13 protein-coding genes and 1 pseudogene are annotated in these 16,835 nt (G+C 67.7%); 6 read left to right on the top strand and 8 right to left on the bottom strand.

Annotated features, from left to right (window positions below):
• Window positions 1-4: 4 nt before the first annotated feature.
• Together ACJH7A_RS18675 and ACJH7A_RS18670 are read right to left on the bottom strand one after the other, a co-directional pair.
• Complete coding sequence (locus ACJH7A_RS18675) at window positions 5-403, bottom strand: roadblock/LC7 domain-containing protein (protein WP_061001428.1); 399 nt, start codon at window positions 401-403, stop codon at window positions 5-7.
• The gene (locus ACJH7A_RS18670) at window positions 403-3,102 is read right to left on the bottom strand and encodes an ATP-binding protein (RefSeq protein WP_406802514.1); all 2,700 of its coding nucleotides are present in this window, start codon (window positions 3,100-3,102) and stop codon (window positions 403-405) included. The genes ACJH7A_RS18675 and ACJH7A_RS18670 overlap by 1 nt, the downstream gene beginning before the upstream one ends.
• Window positions 3,103-3,345: 243 nt before the next feature.
• Between ACJH7A_RS18670 and ACJH7A_RS18665 the strand changes: the two genes are divergently transcribed.
• Entirely contained in the window at window positions 3,346-3,969 is a 624-nt protein-coding gene (locus ACJH7A_RS18665; protein WP_061007029.1) for a TetR/AcrR family transcriptional regulator, read from the top strand.
• A 48-nt stretch (window positions 3,970-4,017) separates the two neighbouring features.
• On the top strand, window positions 4,018-4,479 hold the full coding sequence (locus ACJH7A_RS18660; RefSeq protein WP_133428149.1) for a tRNA (cytidine(34)-2'-O)-methyltransferase: 462 nt from the start codon (window positions 4,018-4,020) through the stop codon (window positions 4,477-4,479).
• An 18-nt stretch (window positions 4,480-4,497) separates the two neighbouring features.
• On the opposite strand, the gene ACJH7A_RS18655 is transcribed toward ACJH7A_RS18660, so the two are convergent.
• The 3 genes from ACJH7A_RS18655 to ACJH7A_RS18645 all read right to left on the bottom strand — a co-directional run bounded on the left by ACJH7A_RS18655 (window position 4,498) and on the right by ACJH7A_RS18645 (window position 10,440).
• Complete coding sequence (locus tag ACJH7A_RS18655; protein WP_061007030.1) at window positions 4,498-5,139, bottom strand: nitroreductase family protein; 642 nt, start codon at window positions 5,137-5,139, stop codon at window positions 4,498-4,500.
• 56 nt (window positions 5,140-5,195) lie between these two features.
• Window positions 5,196-6,749 carry a succinic semialdehyde dehydrogenase gene (locus ACJH7A_RS18650; RefSeq protein WP_267323817.1) on the bottom strand — a complete coding sequence of 518 codons (1,554 nt, stop codon included), beginning with the start codon at window positions 6,747-6,749 and terminating at the stop codon, window positions 5,196-5,198.
• Between the two features lie 391 nt (window positions 6,750-7,140).
• Window positions 7,141-10,440, bottom strand: a complete 3,300-nt coding sequence (locus ACJH7A_RS18645) for an error-prone DNA polymerase (RefSeq protein ID WP_267323818.1) — start codon at window positions 10,438-10,440, stop codon at window positions 7,141-7,143.
• 110 nt (window positions 10,441-10,550) lie between these two features.
• Here ACJH7A_RS18645 and ACJH7A_RS18640 point away from each other — a divergent pair, with 110 nt between their 5' ends.
• Entirely contained in the window at window positions 10,551-10,955 is a 405-nt protein-coding gene (locus tag ACJH7A_RS18640) for a BlaI/MecI/CopY family transcriptional regulator (protein WP_061007032.1), read from the top strand.
• Between the two features lie 3 nt (window positions 10,956-10,958).
• Here the strand turns inward: ACJH7A_RS18640 and ACJH7A_RS18635 are convergent.
• The 3 genes and pseudogenes from ACJH7A_RS18635 to ACJH7A_RS18625 form a co-directional block, all read right to left on the bottom strand.
• A pseudogene (locus ACJH7A_RS18635) lies at window positions 10,959-12,200 on the bottom strand (GNAT family N-acetyltransferase).
• An 84-nt stretch (window positions 12,201-12,284) separates the two neighbouring features.
• Window positions 12,285-12,989, bottom strand: a complete 705-nt coding sequence (locus ACJH7A_RS18630) for a DUF998 domain-containing protein (protein ID WP_406802513.1) — start codon at window positions 12,987-12,989, stop codon at window positions 12,285-12,287.
• The gene (locus ACJH7A_RS18625; protein ID WP_406802512.1) at window positions 12,979-13,395 is read right to left on the bottom strand and encodes a DUF2784 domain-containing protein; all 417 of its coding nucleotides are present in this window, start codon (window positions 13,393-13,395) and stop codon (window positions 12,979-12,981) included. Before ACJH7A_RS18625 ends, ACJH7A_RS18630 begins: the two co-directional genes overlap by 11 nt.
• Window positions 13,396-13,601: 206 nt before the next feature.
• Here ACJH7A_RS18625 and ACJH7A_RS18620 point away from each other — a divergent pair, with 206 nt between their 5' ends.
• From ACJH7A_RS18620 to ACJH7A_RS18610, 3 genes are read left to right on the top strand one after another with little or no spacing between them, the layout of a single operon-like run.
• A complete protein-coding gene (locus tag ACJH7A_RS18620; protein ID WP_061007035.1) occupies window positions 13,602-14,798 on the top strand; it encodes an iron-containing alcohol dehydrogenase in 1,197 nt (398 codons plus the stop codon).
• Window positions 14,795-16,177: a MadS family sensor histidine kinase gene (locus tag ACJH7A_RS18615; RefSeq protein ID WP_064860858.1), complete on the top strand. Its 1,383-nt coding sequence runs from the start codon at window positions 14,795-14,797 to the stop codon at window positions 16,175-16,177. The genes ACJH7A_RS18620 and ACJH7A_RS18615 overlap by 4 nt, the downstream gene beginning before the upstream one ends.
• Window positions 16,174-16,830: a MadR family response regulator transcription factor gene (locus ACJH7A_RS18610; protein WP_064860859.1), complete on the top strand. Its 657-nt coding sequence runs from the start codon at window positions 16,174-16,176 to the stop codon at window positions 16,828-16,830. The genes ACJH7A_RS18615 and ACJH7A_RS18610 overlap by 4 nt, the downstream gene beginning before the upstream one ends.
• The last annotated feature ends 5 nt before the right edge of the window (window positions 16,831-16,835 follow it).

The raw sequence follows: 16,835 nt of genomic DNA, 5'->3' as shown, positions 1-16,835 counted from the left end.
TCCCCTATCGGGTCCTGCGGGCGGATTGCACGACGGTCCCGACGCGTTCGACGAGAATCGCCATCTCGTAGCCGATCTGGCCGATGTCGCACGACCGGGTCGCCAGCGTCGCGAGGTTCGAACCGTCGCCGACGCGCATCAGCAGCAGGTAGCCGTGCTCCATCTCGACCACGGACTGCAGCACGTGCCCGCCGTCGAACAGCTGCGAGGCGCCGGTGGCCAGACTGGCCAGCCCGGAGGCGACGGCGGCCAGCTGGTCGGCCCGCTCGGTGGGCATCCGCGAGCTCGCGGCCATCAGCAGTCCGTCGGCCGACACCAGGATGGCGTGCGCCACGCCGGACACCTCGTCGGCGAATTTCGTGACCAGCCAGTCCAGCGACTCGCGCTGGGTCGTGCGCGTCATCACCGGCCTCCCGTGTCCCGGGACTGCGACCGACCGGCGTGCACGCCGCCGAAGTGTCCGCTGATGCTGGCCCGCACCGCGGCGGGATCCCGCCGCGGTGCGCCCTCGTCGGTGGTTTCGGGGTGGACGCCCTCGTCGGGCGAACCGGGGATCAGCCGGGCACCGGGCTGACGGACCGGCAGGCCCGCCTCGGTGTGCTCGACGACCGCCGCGTCCTGTGCGGCGGCCGCCGCCGACCAACCCTGGTCCCACACCGTCTGCCAGTCGAGGTCGGTGCTGTTCGCCAACTGCGTGGGATCGTCGATCAGCCATTCCGAGAGCATCTTCTGGTAGATGGCGTCCTCACTTCCGGCGGTGGTGCTCGGCTGGGGCGTCGGGGCGGGGCGGACCGGCGGCGCGGGCTGGACAGCGGGGCGGACCGGCTCGCGCGCCGGACGCACCGGCTCGGGCGTCGCGTTCGGAGTCTGGGCCCGGGCCGCGAAGAACGACGACGTGTCGGTCGGCGCTTGTGCGGGTCGCTCGACGGGCGACTCGGTGCGGCCGGCGATGCCGCTGGCTCCGGGATTGCGCTGCGGCAGGTTGACGCCGCTGAGGTCGCCCGCGTCGGCGGGGCCGGCGCCGAACCCGTTACGGGCCGGGGGCGCCACGTACGCCGGCTCGACCGACGGAGCGGGCGGCGCCGGGGGCTGAGCGACGGGCTGGGCCACGGCGCCGAAGGTCGCGAACCCGCCGGTGTCGGGGCCGAGGCCCGGCAGTTCTGTCACGCCTGTCTCGGCGGTCGATGAGCCGTCCCAGTAGGTCCCGAAGTCCGGGATGGCGGGCAGCCCGGCCTGTAGCTCGACGGGAACGTAGATGCCCGCGGTGGTGCCCGAGTCGGGATCCCCTTCGACGGTGTCGCGCAGCCGGACGACCAGGCCGTGCTGAGTGGCCAGCCGGCCGACCACGAACAGGCCCATGTGCCGCGCGGTGTAGGTGTTGACCTCGCCGCCCGAGCGCAGACGGCTGTTGGCCATGCGCAGATCGGCTTCGGTCATGCCCAGGCCGCCGTCGCTGACCTCGATCACCAGGGCACCGTTGGGCGCGTGCACCGCGGAGACCTGCACCTCCGACGTCGGCGGCGAGTACCGCAGCGCGTTGTCGAGCAGCTCGGCCATCATGTGCACCAGATCGCCTGCGACCGAACCGTGGATCTCGGTGTCGGGGGCGGCGACGATGGCCACTCGCTTGTACTCCTCGACCTCGGACGCCGCGGCATTGATCACCGCGGTCACCGGCACCGGCTCGCCCTGTTCGTGCGGCACGTTGGTGCCGGCCAGCACCAGCAGGTTGGCGCCGTTGCGCCGCATCCGCGCGGCCAGATGGTCCAGCCGGAACAGCTTGGCCAGCCGCTGCGGGTCCTGTTCGTCACGCTCCAACTGATCGATGACGGTCAGCTGCTGGTCGATCAACGACCGGCTGCGCCGTGACAGCGTCTCGAACATGTCGCTGACCTGAAGCTGGAGCCGGGCCTGCTCACCGGCGAGCAGCACGGCCTGTTCGTGCAGCTCGTCGACCGCGTGCGCAACCTGCCCGATCTCCTCGGTGCTCTGCACCGGCAGCGGGCGGACGGTGACGTCGGCGCCGGACCGGACCTCGTCGAGCTCACGGACCAGGTCTTCGTGCGCGACCTTGAGGGCGCTGGTACGCAGTCGCCGCAGCGGCCGGATCAGCGTCCGCGCCATGTACAACACGATGAGCAGGGCCAGCACCATCACGGCGCCGACGATGGCCGAATCGCGGATGGCTTCGGTGCGCTTGGCGGTGGCCTGATCGTCGACCGCCGAGACGACGGTCGCGGACACGCTGTCGAGCAACTTGCCGGCGATGCCGCTGGTGGTCTGGATCGACTGGCTCAGGTCGGGATTGTTGACGAGCGGCACATTGGGGTCGGACATCATCGACATCCGCTTGACCATCTCCTGGGCCAGCTTCTGCGCTTCGGGCGAGCCGACACCCAGGACTTCACTCATGCCGAACAACGTCGACGGCTCCGTGCCCGCCAGGGTGGTCATCGAGCTGCGCAGTTCGTTGTCCGGCAGTTCGCCGCCGAGGGTGACGAGCAGCTGCTGCATCATCATCTGACCGCGGGCGCCGACGGCCCGGCTCAGACCCTGCGTCTCGGCGCGGATCTTCTCGTCGTCGATGCGTACCGAACCGGTGATCGTGTCCTCGGCGGTCAGCAGGAGCGGCGCGTACGACGTCACGCGCTCACGCAGTCCGATGCTGTTGGCCGCGACCTTGTTGAGCAGCCCCTGGCCGCCGTCGAGCAGGGTTTTGACGCCGGTACCGACGTCGGTGGCGACATCGGTCTCCGTCAGCCGGTGCTGCAGCCGCCGTTTGCTCTCGTCGTAGGCGCTGAGCGCCTGCTGCGCGTCTCCGCCGGTGGACGTGGCCAGTATCGCGGCGTCGAACGTCGCCATGTAGTTCTCGATGGCAGGCACCATTTCGGCGCGGTCCGCCGCGCGGCGCAAATCCGCGGCGTCCGTCCAGCCCGAATAGATACGCATTCCGCCGAACGTGCCGGCCAGCGCCAAAGGCACAAAGGCGATGGCGAAAACTTTCCAGGCGACCGGCCAATTCGACGGCGCGAAGCGCGACGGGCGTTTTGCAGGCGCGCGGGTGACCTGATCAGCTGCCGAAAACTGTTGCGCAGCAGTCATCGCGGCTCGGCTTTCCCGCCGGCCATCGGTCCGCAAACAGTTACAGGCGCTTGGTTCATATTGGTGTTCCCCGCCGGATTATCAGCCCACTCGGGCACGGGAAATCCGCCTGGCAATCTGTCGCAGTATGACAGCGATGAGCAGCCGTTTCCATGCTTCACATCCAACGAACAGCGTTCGTGACCTATGTGTTGCACAGTTGTGTGGTAAAAGCGCGCGGTATTGGTGATTTAGAGTGCCTAGATGGCACGGAGCCGGCTGACCCCCGAGCAACGTCGGGACCAGATCCTCGATCTCGGGATGGCGGCATTCTCTGTCCTGCCGTTCGAGCAGGTGGCGATGGAGGACATCGCGGCGCAGGCCGGAATCTCGCGGGCTTTGATCTACCACTACTTCCCCAGCAAGAAGGAACTGTTCGCGGCGCTCTGGGCGCGGGCGCACGAGAAGCTGGCTCACGACTCGCACTTCACCGCCGTCGACACCGTGCGGGCCCAGATCCGCAGTGCGCTCGTCGCGCACTTCACGTTCTACGAGCAGAACCTGACGCTGATGATGATCGCCAATCGCAGCGCCATAGCCGCCGATCCCGCGGTGCGCAGCCCGATCACCTTCGAACTCACCCGGCTGCGCGACCACGCACTGGACGCCCTGGACCTCGCGGGGTCCGGTCGCGATCTGGTGTCGGTGGCGCTGTCCGGATGGCTGGCGCTGGTGCGCGAAGTGGCATTGGAATGGCTTGAGCTGCAGAGCTTTTCTCGTGACGCCGCCGTCGACCTGTGCCTGACCGCACTCGACGCCCTGGTGTCACCGCATGCGGATCTGAACCAGGTGCCCCATGGCGCCGCCGATTCAGCGGCAGCACAGTAACCTACTTCGGCCCCACCTAGACCCAGACAGAGAGGCGCCACGGTGGCACTGAAGGTGCTGTTCTACTCACCCCGGATCGCGCCGAACACCGGCAATGCGATCCGGATGGTCGCCGCCACAGGCGCCGAGCTGCATCTGGTCGAGCCGCTCGGCTTCGACCTGTCCGAGCCGAAACTGCGTCGCGCGGGCCTGGACTACCACGATCTGGCATCGGTGACGGTGCACCCCGATCTGCCGACCGCCTGGCAGACACTCCTGCCGGCACGGGTGTTCGCCTTTACCGCGCACGCGAATTCGTCGTTCGCCGACGTGGCCTACCAGGGGAACGACGTGTTGATGTTCGGCCCCGAGCCCACCGGCCTGGACCCCGAGACCCTCGCCGACCCGCACATCACCCAGCAGGTCCGGATCCCGATGATCCCGGGCCGGCGGTCGCTGAACCTGTCCAATGCCGCGGCCGTCGCGGTGTACGAGGCGTGGCGTCAGCTCGGCTTCGCCGAGGGCATCTGACCGAGCCGACGCCTCAGCTCACCAGGTGTCCCAGTGGGCGAGCTGCTCGGCCGGCAGTCGCTGGGCCTTCTTGAAATCGGTGCCCTTGGTGTAGGCGATGGGGAACAGTCCGCCCTGCGTGTAGCGCTCGAACGGGATGCCCAGGAGCTCGGCCGCCTTCCGCTCACCGTCGCCGAGCAGGTGCAGTGTCGTCCACGCGGAGCCCAGTCCGCGCGAGCGCAGCGCGAGCATGAAGCTCCAGACCGCCGGCAGCAGCGAGCCCCAGTACGAGGCCTGCATGCCGGCCTCGGCGCGGTCGGGCCGGCCCTCCAGGCACGGGATCATCAGCACCGGCGCCTTCTCGAAGTTCTCGTTGAGGAACTCCGCCGAGCTCTTCACCGCGCCGGCCCGGTCGTCACGCATGTCGCCGCGCTGCGGTGCGTCCATCGCGAGGTACGGGGTGGCGTTGGTGCGGTAGATGTCGGCCAGCGCCTTCTTCTTGGCCTCGTCCTCGACGAAGACGAACTGCCAGCCCTGGTTGTTGGAGCCGGTCGGCGCCTGCAGCGCCAGATCGAGACACTCCATGATCACCTCGCGCGGCACGGGCTTCTCGAAGTCGAGTCGCTTACGCACCGATCGAGTCGAGGTCAGCACTTCGTCAGCGGTGAGGTTCAGCGTCATAGCCGCACATTACCGCCGGCCCGCCGGCACCCTGGTGGCGGCGGGCTCGGTGCCCGTCAGTGCCGGGGCAGTTTCGTCACTGCGCGCACGATCGGCACCAGCGACTTCTGCCAGAGCGACTTCGACAGGCCGAACGGCGGGTCGAGGTTGAGCACCTTGGACGTCGAAATGGTCTGGGATTCGGTGTATTTCAGCAGACCCTCGGCACCGTGCCGGCGGCCCACACCCGAGATGCCCATGCCGCCCATCGGTGCGCCGAGGCTGCCCCAGGCCAGGGCGTAACCCTCGTCGACGTTGACCGTGCCGGACCGCAGGCGCGACGCGATCTGCTCGCCCTCCTCGATGGAGGCGGCCCACACGCTGGCGTTGAGCCCGTACTCGGTGTCGTTGGCCTTGGCGATGGCCTCATCGACGTCGGCGACCGGGTAGATCGACACCAGCGGGCCGAAGGTCTCGTTGTTGGCGCACTCCATGTCGGAGGTGACGTCGGTGAGGACAGTCGGCTCGTAGAACAGCGGGCCGATGTCCGGGCGGGCGTTGCCACCGGCAATCACCTTGGCGCCCTTGACCTTCGCGTCGTCGACGTGACCGGAGACGGTCTTGAGCTGGCCCTCGGAGATGAGGCTGCCCATGTCCACGCTGAAGTCGTAGGCGGTGCCGAGCTGCATCTTGCGCACCTGGTCACCGAACTTGCGGGTGAACTCGTCGGCGATGTCGCGTTCGACGTAGATGCGCTCGATCGAGATGCAGAGCTGGCCGGCGTTCGAGAAGCAGGCCCGGGTGGCGGCCTTGGCCACCTTGTCGAGGTTGGCGCCCTGGGCGACGATCATCGCGTTCTTGCCGCCGAGTTCGGCGGAGAACCCGATGAGGCGACGACCGGCGTGCTCGGCGAGGTGGCTGCCGGTGGCCGAGGAGCCGGTGAACATCAGGTAGTCGCAGTTGTCGGCGATCGCGGTGCCGACAACCGAGCCCGGTCCGGGGACCACGGCGTAGAGCGCCCGCGGCAGACCGGCGCCGTACAGCAGCTCGGCGCAGGCCAGCGCGCAGTACGGGGTCTGGCTGTCCGGCTTGAGCACCACGGCGTTGCCCGCGAGCAGGGCGGGGACGGCGTCGGAGACCGTCAGCGTCATCGGGTAGTTCCACGGCGAGATGACGCCGACGACACCCTTGGGCTGGTAGGCGACGGTGGTCCGGTTCAGGCCCGGAAGCAGCGGCGCGACGCGGCGCGGCTTGAGCAGCTTGGCCGCGACCTTGGCGTAGTAGTCCGCGTTGGCGAACAGGTCGATGATCTCTTCCTGGGCCGCCCACCGCGCCTTGCCGGCTTCGGCCTGCAGCAGGTCCATGAGGAATTCCCGGTTCTCGAGAACCAGGTCGCGGTAGCGCGCGATCACCGCGGCCCGCTCGGCGACCGGGCGCTTGACCCAATCACGCTGGGCGGCACGCGCTTTGGCGAACGCCTTCTCGGCATCTTCGGCGGTCGCGACCGGGATGGTGGCCAGTGGCTTACCGGTGAAGACCTCGTCGATGGTGCGGGTCGGCCGGGCGTCGATGTTCTCAATGGCGGCCAGTTGACGCAGACGATCGAAAACCTGCGCTGACGGTGCGGGCATACTGGCTCTCCTGAGTCGATCACGGATTCGCGGTCAATTTTGCGGTACCGGCGGTCTCGGTAACACTACTCGACAGCGTGCCGCTGCCATAGATCCAGCTTTTTACAAATCGGGAATTATGTCAATGAAATTGGCAAAATTACCCACTTCGTCTGGTGGTCAGCCCGTCATCAGGGTGATCTCGGTCGGTCGATATGCGGTCGACGCTTGGGATTCCGCGTTGACCTTGCACCTACGGCGCATTAGTTCGAGTGGGATGTGCCCTCAGGTCAGGGTCAGTGGTTCTGAGCGCTGAAATCGAGTTGACCCTGCATCCTGGGCGGAGTTGCACGAGTACCTCTCAGCCAGGACGCACACTCAACCGCCAAAGCGCCGGCCTGCCGAATCTCCCTCAACGGAAGTCCCGGGATTTCGCCATCACCCGCAGGTCGAGCCGGCCCATCCGGTCCGCGATCACGGTGACCGCCCCACTGGCGTTCTGCACGATGCCGCGCACCAACAGCGCCGGCGCGGTCTGCGCCAGCTTGCGATGGCGGGACCACACCCCCGGTGCACACAGCACGTTGACCATGCCGGTCTCGTCCTCCAGGTTGATGAACGTCACCCCCTGCGCGGTGGCCGGACGTTGCCGGTGCGTCACCGCGCCGGCCACCACGATGCGGGTGCCGTCGGGCACCTCCAGCAGCTTGTTCGCGGGCACCACGTCCAGCGCGTCGAGGCCTTCCCGCAGGAACTGCGTCGGGTAGCTGTCCGGCGAGATACCCGTGGCCCACACATCGGCGGCCGCCAGTTCCAGTTCCGTCATGCCGGGCAGCGCCGGTACGCCGCCGGCCGACCCGACGCCAGGTAACCGGTCGGGGCGTTCGGCGGCCGCCGCTCCGGCCGCCCACAACCCCTCCCGCCTGGTGATGCCGAAACATCCCAGCGCGCCTGCCGTCGCCAGCGCCTCGGCCTGGGGTACCGACAGCTGCACCCGCCCGGTCAGGTCGAGCAGAGAAGTAAACGGCCCGTTGGCATTTCGTTCGTCGACGATGCGCTGGGCCAACTCATCCCCGATATGCCGGACCGTCCCCAGTCCCAGCCGCACCTCGGTGCCGCGGTTCTCGCACGTCGCGTACGCCAGGCTGGCGTTCACATCCGGCCCATGCACCAGCACCCCGTGCCGGCGGGCATCGGCCACCAGCGACTGCGGCGAGTAGAAGCCCATCGGCTGGGCCCGCAGCAATGCCGCACAGAACACCGCGGGGTGGTGCAGCTTGAACCACGACGAGGAGAACACCAGCGACGCGAAACTCAGCGCATGACTCTCCGGAAAACCGAAATTGGCGAAGGCTTCGAGCTTTTCGTAGATCCGCTCGGCTGTCGGCCCGGTGATGCCGTGCAGTTCCCGCATGCCGTCGTAGAACCGTCCGCGCAGCTGCCGCATCCGTTCGGTGGACCGTTTGGACCCCATGGCCCGCCGCAGCTGATCGGCCTCGGCCGGGGTGAACCCAGCACAGTCGACAGCCAGCTGCATGAGCTGCTCCTGGAACAGCGGCACCCCGAGCGTCCTGGTCAGTGCCGCTTCCATGGACTTGTGCTCGCAGGTCGCGTCCTCCAGTCCGTTGTGCCGCCGGATGTACGGGTGCACCGAGCCGCCCTGGATCGGGCCGGGCCGGATCAGTGCCACCTCGACCACCAGGTCATAGAACTTCTTGGGTTTCAGCCGCGGCAACGTGGCCATCTGGGCCCGGGACTCGACCTGGAACACCCCGACCGAGTCGGCGCGCTGCAGCATCTCGTACACCGCCGGCTCGGTCAGATCCAGCTTGGCCAGATCCACCTCGATACCCATGTGCTCCCGGGCCAGGTCGATCATGTAGTGCAGGGCCGAGAGCATGCCCAGCCCCAGCAGGTCGAACTTCACCAAACCTATTGCCGCACAGTCGTCCTTGTCCCACTGCAGCACACTGCGGTTCTCCATCCGCGCCCACTCCACCGGGCAGACGTCGGCGATCGGCCGGTCGCAGATCACCATGCCGCCGGAGTGAATTCCCATGTGCCGCGGCAGATTCCTGATCTGCAACGCCAGGTCGACCACCGCCGCGGGGATGTCCTCGACGTCCGGCGAGTCGGCCAGTCCGTTCCACCGGCTGATCTGCTTGCTCCAGGCATCCTGCTGCCCCTGTGAAAACCCCAGGGCCCGAGCCATGTCCCGTACCGCGCTACGACCGCGGTAGGTGATGACATTGGCCACCTGCGCGGCGTAGTCCCGGCCGTACTTCTGGTAGACGAACTGGATGACGTTCTCGCGCAGGTCCGATTCGATGTCGATGTCGATGTCCGGCGGGCCGTCGCGCGCCGGGGACAGGAACCGTTCGAACAGCAGCTCGTTGGCCACTGGGTCGACGTTCGTGATCCCCAGTGCGTAACAGACCGCCGAGTTGGCGGCCGACCCCCGGCCCTGACACAGGATGTCACTGTTCCGGCAGAACTCGGTGATGCTGTGCACCACCAGGAAATAGCCCGGAAACTCCAGCTGCTCAATGATTTTGAGCTCGTGTTCGATCTGCCGGTACGCCTTCTCCCGGTCCGCGTCCGGTTTCCAGCCGTAGCGACGGGCCGCCCCCTCCGCCACCAGCTCACGCAGCCAACTGATCTCGGTATGCCCTTCCGGCACGTCGAACGGCGGCAATTTCGGTGCGATCAAACGCAATTCGAATGCACACTGCTCCCCCAGTTCGGCAGCGTTCGTCACCGCACCCGGGTGGTGGGCGAACAGCCGGGCCATCTCCGCCCCGGACCGCAGGTGCGACCCGCCCAGCGGGGCCAGCCAGCCTTCGGCCTCATCCATCGAGTTGCGGGCCCGGATGGCGCCCATCGCCATCGCCAGCTTTCCCCGCGACGGCGCGGCGAAATGCGCGGCGGTGGTGGCGACGACGCCGATGCCGAACCGCGGCGCCAGCTCCGCCAGCGTCGCATTGCGTTCGTCGTCGAGCGGATGTCCGTGGTGGGTCAGTTCGATGGTCACCCGGTCCGCGCCGAACCGGTCCACCAGATCGGCCAGCGCCGTGTCCGCCGCTTCCACGCCACCTGACGACAAGGCCTGGCGCACATGGCCTTTACGGCAGCCGGTGAGGATCTGCCAGTGCCCGCCCGCAGCCTCGGTGAGGGTGTCCAGGTCATAACTCAGCACCCCCTTCTCGCCGCCGGCCAGATGCGCCCGGGCCAGTTCCCGCGACAGCCGCCGATACCCCTCGGGCCCGCGGGCCAGGACCAGCAGATGCGGACCGGGCGGGTCGGGCAACTCGGTGCGTGGAGTGTTGCTGAGCGACAGTTCGGCGCCGAAAACCGTCGCCATGTCGAGTTCTTTGGCGGCCTCGGCGAAACGCACGACACCGTAGAGCCCGTCGTGATCGGTCAGCGCGATGGCCCGCAGATCCAGCCGGACGGCCTCCTCCACCAGCTCCTCCGGCGTACTGGCGCCGTCGAGGAAGCTGTACGCGGAGTGGGCATGCAGCTCGGCATACGGCACCGATGTTCCCGGCCGCGCCGGGCGGTTGACCGGCCGATAGTCACCGCGCTTACGCGACCACGCCGGGCTGTCGCCGCCGTCGGCCGGCGACTCGGGGGAAGCACCGGCCACCCGAGGTTTACCCTCGAGCACCCGTTGCATCTCCGCCCAGCTCGGCGGACCGTTGTGCCAACCCACCACATCAGAGTATTCGAAACTTTGTTCGAACGCCAGAGGTGCTGGATCCGCGGGAACTCAGCGGCCTCCCGTGCGACTAGATCCCAAAGGGCGCCAGAGAGGGACGGACGATGGCCATGCTGAGGCACTTGGGCAATCTGGAACGCGAGGTGATGGATCACCTCTGGGACGCGGACGGGCCACAGACCGTTCGCGAGGTCCATCACGCCATCTGCGCCGAACGCAAACTCGCGTACACGACCGTCATGACGGTGCTGCGCAGACTCGCCGGCAAGGGCGTGGTCCGTCAACTCCGCGATGATCGGGCGCACCGTTACGTCGCGTCGCGCAGCCGTGATCAGCTGGTGGCCGGCCTCATGGTCGACGCGCTCGGACAAGCTGCCGAGCAGAGCGACCGGCACGCGGCCCTGGTCCACTTCGTCACGCAGGTCGGGGCTGACGAGGTCGATGTGCTGCGGCAGGCACTCGCCGCCGTGGATCCCGCGGTGCGCCTGGTATCCAGGCGCACCGCGTAATCGCTAGAAATCGTCGGGCACACCCGGAGCGATGGGCCAGCCGAATGCGACAGCGGCGCAGTGCACCGAACCCGGGGTGAGCTCACGAACGGATCCTGCATTCGCCAGCGCCTGCAGGCCAACCCCACCGAGGTATACGGCGCCGAGATCACGTACCGACATGGCGATATCCGCCGGCGCCGTGGTGCTTTCGCATTCGGCTCCATCAGGTCCACCACGTAGCTGCCACCGGCCGGTGTTCCACGGACAGAACTCATCGGCGATGTCCAGCACCACGTCGACCGCAGCGGCATAGCTGCGCAAACCCAGTGCCCGAGGCAGATCCACCAGGCGTACGTAGACGCCGTCCCTGACCTGGCAGGCGAGCGCGCGCCGGTCGGCCACCAGGCTGAGGATCGGCTCATCGACTGCGGCACCGTCGTATTCGACGGTCCTGACCAGATCGATATTCAGGAGATGACGCCAAATCTCAGCGTAGGCATGCGGATTGGTGGCCACCACTTCCTGGATCTGGATTTCGCTGTCGGGCTGGCCGCGGTCCGTCCAGTTGACCTTGGGCCGGTAGATGGCGAATCCGCTTGCGGTGCCGTCTGCCTCGTGGTGCAGGAGGAAGCGAAGCTTGCCGAACTCCTTGCGCCTCACCTCGTTGTCATGGATTCAGTTGTCCCACCACGGACCCGGCCGCTCCATCAGACCAGGCCGCTGCGCCAGCGCGCGCTGATGAATCTCGGGTCCGCTGGTCAGCAACGTCTCGGCGTCGACGTGCGTCACCGAGCCATCGCCCCGCTGGACGTCCGGGCGGAATCCGAGTTCACGCACATTGCCGGAGAGCTCCGCCACCGGCACCGCCATGCCGTAACCGAAGCGCCCGTAGATGGTGGCCTCAGATGCGTACAGCATGGCCAGCGCCTCGGTTCCGCGCGCTCGGACGTCCTCGAGTTGGTGGCGCATCATGGCGGTGAGCAGGCCGCGGCGTCGATGGCCGGGCGCCACCGTGACGGCGGTGACGGCAGCCACCGCCGTGGTCGCACCGCCGGGCAGCACCACCTGATTCCCGAAAGCTCCTGCGGTGGAAACCCAACGGGTGCCGTCGTGAAAACCGAACATGCGGTCGTACTCGGTGAAGGCGCGCATCAGGTCGATCTCGTCCTGCTGCGGATCCTGCAGGAACACGCCGTACGACGTAGCCATGAACGCATCGAAATCATCGCTGTCGCTGACACAGCGCAGCGTCAAATCAGTCATGTACCAACGGATATCACGGCGCCCCCGCTGGAGTCATCTGAATATTCGGGGCGGGCGAAAAGCCAATACCAGCAATGGTTTCGGTCATGCGGCCGGAGCAGATACCCTGTCGCCGAGCGTCATTGGCGTTCGCAATCCGCCGTCAGGCGTGGCGGGAGCGAAGTTGGCCACGACTCCGGTCAGCGGTCCGGTGACTGGTTGATCGGCACGTCTGGCGAACACCACAACAACCAGCGGCCAGGCCAGTTCGGTCACCGCCGTCAGCCGTTCGGCCAAGCCGAGAAAGACGCCGTGCCTGGCCTCGTAGTAGACCCATAGCACCAGGGCGCACAGCACCAGCGTCGCGGTCAGCGCACAGCGCGGACGACACACCAGCGGGGTTGTCGCCGCGCTGCTCATACCCAGAATCGGCACCAGCGCCAATGCGATGAGGCCGCCCCCGGCCGCCAGCAGATGGGTGCTTTCGTTGGCGCTCACCGTGACCGGAAAGGCCGCGACGGCAAGCCCGCAGCACCCGGCAACCGCCAGCGCGATGCGGGCGGACAGTCGCACCACGCGCAGTCCCATCGCGGTCGCGATCTGACAGGCCGCACTCACCACGAACCCAGCCGTCATGATCCCTTGGCCACTGCCTCGTCCCGCGAGAACGCTCAATGTTTCGGACCACGAGTCATAACTCGTCGTGAGGACGGTCCTGGCAAGAATCGCGGCCCCCACCAACACCACTGGCGCCGCCGCGGCAGTCACCAATGTCCACCCGGCCGTCCGGCATCCTTGCTCAATCACCATGAGAACGACTCGGCACTCGGTTGTACCGGCGCCACAGCCCGAGCCATGACACCAAAACGGCTGCGAACACGATGATTTCGGCCGCGACTCCCCACCCATGCGGATACAGCACGCCCGCGACGTGGTGGTCGATGAAGCCGGCGCGCGGCAACGGTGACATGCCCGCGCCGTCGCGGGCCCACCGCTCGATCGTGGTCAGCGGACACTCGACGACACCGGTGAGAATGATGACGGTCCAGCCGACGATGAGCGCGTGCGCCCAGATCGTCGCGGGCCACCGCCACGCCAGGAACCCGCCGCCGATAAGGTAGCCGAGAAAGGCGAAATGTGCGGCAACCGCCGCTACTGCGATCGCGGAATACGGCATCGTCCCGGCCTCTTCGAACTGGCGTAGCTGCTGGGACATGGATACCCGAGGTTGGAACCGGCAAACCGCCACAGCGCACCCCGCGCATCCGACCGTGCGCCCGCCGTCAACGGCGCGCGCCACCTACCCGATCGGGTAGGTACCAACCTGCCCATGCGCACATTGGTCCCGGCGGCGGCACGCCGTAGGCTGGGCGTGTTACCTGGATCACAGGATGAGGGATGGGTCTGGTGAGACTCGATGTGATGGCGCCCGCGCAGATCGCGGCCACGACGGCGGCGACGGCTGTGCCGACGCGGCTGTTGAAGTTCCATGCCCCTGAGATCGTGTTCGGCATCGACTCGATGGCGGAGGCCGCGCACGCCGCCGTCCGCCTGGGCGGGCTGCGGCCCATGCTCGTCACCGACCCCGGCCTGATCGAGGCCGGCTGGGTGGCCGAGCTGGTCGGGCACCTACGTGCCCAGTGCGTCGAGGCACACGTGTGGAGCGCTCTGACCCCGAACCCCAAGGACCACGAGGTGACCGCCGGCCACGAGTTCTACCGGTCGCACGGCTGCGATGTGCTCATCGCGTTGGGCGGCGGCTCGGTGATCGACGCCGCCAAAGGCATCGCGATCCTGGCGGCCAATGGCGGCCACATCCTCGACTACGCCGGCGTCGACAAGGCGACCGCGCCGATTCCGCCCTTGGTGGTGCTGCCGTCCACGTCGGGCACCGGCGCCGACGTCTCTCAGTTCTGCATCGTCACCGACACGACCCACAACACCAAGATCACCATTTTGGGGCGCGCCCTCGTCCCGGACATCACCGTCATCGACCCCCGACTGCTCACCACCATGCCCGAATGGCTCAATGCGGCAACGGGTCTGGATGCGCTGACGCACGGCATCGAGGCTTTCGTGTCGCTCGGGCACAACCAGCTGACCGACCACCACGCACTGCGGTCGGTCGTGATGGTCACCGAAAACCTGGTCACCACTATCGAACGGCCGCAGGACATGCCGGCGCGGGTGCTGATGGCCCAGGCCGCGTTGGAAGCGGGTCTCGCGTTCACCAACGCCATCCTGGGCGCCGCGCACGCCATGAGCCATCAGGTCGGCGGGCTCCTCGACTTGCCGCATGGCGTCATCAACGGCGTGCTGCTCCCCCACGTGGTGCGGTTCAACGCCGAGGCCGACCCGGCCCCCTTCGCCACCATCGCGACCTGCCTCGGGATCGCCGACAAGCGCGCTCCGGAGCTGGAATCGGCACTGGCACTTGCCGATCGACTCCAAGAGCTGGCCCGCCAGGTCGGCGTGCCGCGCGGGCTGGCAGAGCTCGGAGTACGCGACGCCGACGTTCCGGTGTTGGCACACAACGCCCTTCAGGACGCCTGCCTGACCACCAACCCGCGCCCCATCGACGATGCGCAGCTGCGCGCGCTGTTCCGGGCCGCGCTATGACGACCCTGCCCGGCAACCCGGTGGTGCCGCGCCGCGCGGCCGTGCCGGATCTGGACCAGCTCACGGGTGTGCGGTCCGGTAAAGGCACGTTCTATCCCGAGTTCCGGGTGGCCGCGCAACGCACTGAACGGGTGGTCGCAGCGCTCGACGCCATCTCGCGCGCTCTGGTGCAGACCGTCAACGGCCCCGAGAATCTGGTGCGGGCCGTCGCCGAGGCAGCCCGTACCCATCTCGGTGCCGAATGGGTGCTGTTGGCGCTCGCCGACGGCGCCCTGCCGGAGGCGCGGCCACGTCACCTCATCCTCGACGCCGACGGGCACGCATACTCGTTCGAGGGCCTGTCGGGTACCAAACATCCGGTACCGCACCTCCCGGACGCGGTCCTGAACCGGCTCAACGACGTCCTGCGCGGTCAGCTTGCCCAGTTCCGCGTGCCCGTCATCGAAAGCCACCATTCGCACGTGCCGATCGAACTCGACGGCGGGGTCGTCGGGGCGTTCGCGGCGTGGACGCCGCCGCACCGGCTGCTCGACGGTATCGACGAGGCGGTGATGCGCATCCTGGCCAGTCAGACCGCGGTGGCGCTACAGAACTGCGAACTGTTCCAGCGCTCGCAAACGCTGCTGGCCCAATCCGAGGCCCGCAATGCGCAGCTGCTGGCGACGCAACGCGAACTCGGTGCGGCACAACGCCACCAGGTACTGGACTCCGAGCGGCACCGCATCGCACGCGAGCTGCACGACAGCGTCACGCAGACCGTCCTGTCGGCGGGCATGCAGATCGAGGTGTGCCGAAGTGAGGTCGAATCACGCTCGGGTCCAACAGGTCTGGCCGAACGACTGGACACCGCCAAAGCGTTGACCCGATCGGCGATCGACCAATTGAGGTCGGCCATCTACGCGCTCAACCATTCCTCCGACGCTGACCGATCCAGCCTCCCCGAGCTCCTCGAACAGCTTGCCACCGTGCACATGCCGAAAGACCTGCGGGTGACACTGCGGGTCGACGGCGATGTCGCCGAACTACCCAGCGCCGTCGAACGGAGCCTGCTTCGCATCGCCGGTGAGGCCCTGTTCAACACCGCGATGCACGGCCGCGCCTCACGGGCCATCGTGCGCTTGAGCTATCGCGCCACCGGGGTCACCCTGTCGGTGTCCGACGACGGCATCGGTGACCCCGACAAACTCCGGCTCAGGCTCCAGCTGGCCGATGTCGCGGACCTGGACGGGCACCACCGCGGGCTGGCGAACATGCTGGCGCGGTGCCGCGAATACGGCGGCACCTTCACCGTCGGCCGGTCTCGCATCGGCGGCGTGCGGGTTGTCGCCACCATCCCACGGGACCCAGAAGAAGCTCCGCGCGAAGGAGTCGTGCCATGACCGTAGGAACCAGCACCGGGACCATCCGCCTTGCGCTGGTGGACGACCACGCCATCCTCCGCCAGGGCCTGCGGTCATTATTGGAACGCGAGGACGATCTCGTGGTCGTCGGCGAGGCCTCCAGCGAGCCCGAAGCCGTGGCCATGGTCGCGGCGACGCTGCCCGATGTGGTGCTGGTCGACCTCAAACTGTCAGCGGGTTCGGATTTCGAGGGACTGTCCTTGTGCACCAAGCTTTCTGGTGCCCACCCGGACCTCGGCCTGCTCGTGCTGACCACGTTCCTCGATGAGGACCTCGTGGTGCGTGCGGTGCATGCCGGTGCCCGCGGCTACGTGGTCAAGGATGTCGACACCACAGAACTGGTGCGGGCGATCCGGGCCATCTCCGCCGGGCAGAGCGCATTCGACTCGCGCAGCGCGGCCGCGGTGGTCCGCTCACTCAGTGGACGCGGCGATCAACGCGACAAGCTCACCGACCGCGAGATCGAAGTGCTGCGGCTGCTCGCCGCGGGCCTGTCCAACCACAAGATCGGTGAGCAGCTGTACATCTCGGCGACCACCGCCAAGTTCCACGTCAGCAACATCATGCGCAAGCTCGACGTCAGCCGCCGCGCCGAGGCCGTGTACGCGGCCAGTAAACGCGGACTGATCTAGGCCGA

Source organism: Mycobacterium sp. SMC-17, assembly GCF_045310915.1.
GTDB lineage: Bacteria > Actinomycetota > Actinomycetes > Mycobacteriales > Mycobacteriaceae > Mycobacterium.
This window is presented reverse-complemented; position numbering and strand designations above follow the sequence as displayed.